Here is a 1,950-nt window from a genome sequence, read left to right as displayed (position 1 = left end):
CATAACGCCGCATTAAGGGGCAGGCAACGCAAACAACTAAACTCAAACTAGCCAGCCGTAACCTCAAATGCTCAACCAAACCAAAACTGCCAAGCGTTGACTGTCCCTCTTGAATGCTTTGTTATGTAACTTTGCTAACCATTTCAAAGCATTATAAAGAAAAACATTGCCAAATATCGTTTAACTTACATGAAAAGTTAGCAGTAACCCACGGAAACCGCATGAACATCACTGCCCTGTAAGGCTTTCGAGAACCTTACTTAAGTAGTTTTCATCCATTGCGCAGTTCATCCGTTTACGTTTGATACCACCTTTAAACGTGGTTTCGCTCTTTAATAGGTTCAAACAGATCTGCCTGATCCTTGCAAAAGCCTCTGCTCGATCGTCCGCTCTAATACGCGAATTGTCCTCACAAAATGCAGTATCAAGTGACCAATGCATGACCTCTACACCCCAGTGAGAACGAGTCGCTTCAAGTAACGTTTGAGCTTCCAATTCTTTAGAGCATATGTAGTAACGAATACTCACATCTTGCTCTGTTGCTACTGCCGATTCTTGTCGAATTGAAGCCACGATGCCCATTGATTTAAGCCCAGGCCATTCATGTTCAATATCACCCAAAACCGACAAATCTCGATTCACTAAAGCCACTCTCGTTTCTATTCTTCCGTGACTTTTTTCTTGAGTACTATAAGAACTACCGTCGAAGTCTTGAAGCATGCTCATTCGAAAATAATCATCAAAGGCTTGCTCAAGCATTCCCTGATTGCCTTTGACCGCCAATAAATAATCCGCTTCTTTATCAAGGATTTTCTGCGCTATTTTCTTTTGGCAGCCCATGGCATCAATCGTAATCAAGCAGCCCTTTACATCTAGCAAGTCTAGTAGCTTGGGGATCGCGGTAATCTCGTTACTCTTAGAATCAACCTTCAGTTGCCCAATGCTCATTCCATTTGCTGTAGCAAAAGCGTTCACCATATGGATCGTTCCCTTGCCTTTCGAGCGGTCATAAGAGCTGCGTAATGTTTTACCGTCGATGGCAATCACTTCACCATCCGTCAGTGTATGGCAGTCCTTCATCCAAGCAATGAAGCTTCTTTGCAAAGCGACAGGATTAATCATACCCATCACACGGGACAACGTATCCGCAGAAGGAATTCCAGCTTCAAAGTGACCATATCGTTTAAGGAAATCTAAGCGAGCATTACCAAAATCGATAATGCCATCCCAGCCATCTTGACCCGACAAAACACCACAAATTGTCAGCAAAATAATGTCTGATAATTTGTGTTCTACTTTGCTTTCTTGTCGATAGTCTTTAATGATTTGGAAATGCATAAATGGGTTGATTAACTCGCTCATATGTAGGCTCCTATATTGTCTAGGAGCTATTACAAAACAACAGAAATGATCTACAAGGTGATCTTAAATTTCATGTCGTTACATTCAATAGTTGGGGTGAGTGATAGGTTCAAAGCTAATTTTTAGCATCTCCGCAGCCCTTATATATCAACGATCTTCATGCGGTTTCCCTGGTTGATTGTCCCTCTTAAATGCTTTGTTATGTAACTTTACTAGCTATTTCAAAGCATTACCAAAAACAGCATCGCCAAACACGATTTAACTTACACGAAAAGTCAGCATTGACCCAGTAGAAAAAACTCTGGCAACTACAAAAGTAACTTGATTCTGCGGATCATGACTATAGACAAGCTGAACGCAAACCCACTTTACCATTAAATGCTGAATAAAGACTCGAAGGACAAGAAGACGAAAACTAAACCAATATGAACACAACTGGGTTTATAAATTAAAAAATAACTAATAAAAAACAATCAGTTAAAAGTATCAAACAGACAAACTAGAAGCTAAGTTCAAAGTAAAGAAATCATAAAAACACTTTAATTTTCAATATATTGTGGTCTTTTTCTCTACGGTTACATAACGCCC

General features: G+C 40.0%; 1 protein-coding gene. It reads right to left on the bottom strand.

All coding sequences use genetic code 11. The features are described 5' to 3' along the window. Positions 1-228 precede the first annotated feature (228 nt). Positions 229-1,362, bottom strand: a complete 1,134-nt coding sequence (locus FKN93_RS17250; RefSeq protein WP_078927662.1) for an ISAs1-like element IS1358 family transposase — start codon at positions 1,360-1,362, stop codon at positions 229-231. Positions 1,363-1,950 lie beyond the last annotated feature (588 nt).

The organism is Vibrio sp. A8-1 (genome assembly GCF_013048685.1).
Classification (GTDB): domain Bacteria; phylum Pseudomonadota; class Gammaproteobacteria; order Enterobacterales; family Vibrionaceae; genus Vibrio; species Vibrio metschnikovii.
This window is presented reverse-complemented; position numbering and strand designations above follow the sequence as displayed.

Excerpts from the sequence above, each read along its gene's own strand:
- FKN93_RS17250 (WP_078927662.1), bottom strand. The coding sequence starts at position 1,362 with ATGAGCGAGTTAATCAACCCATTTATGCATTTCCAAATCATTAAAGAC.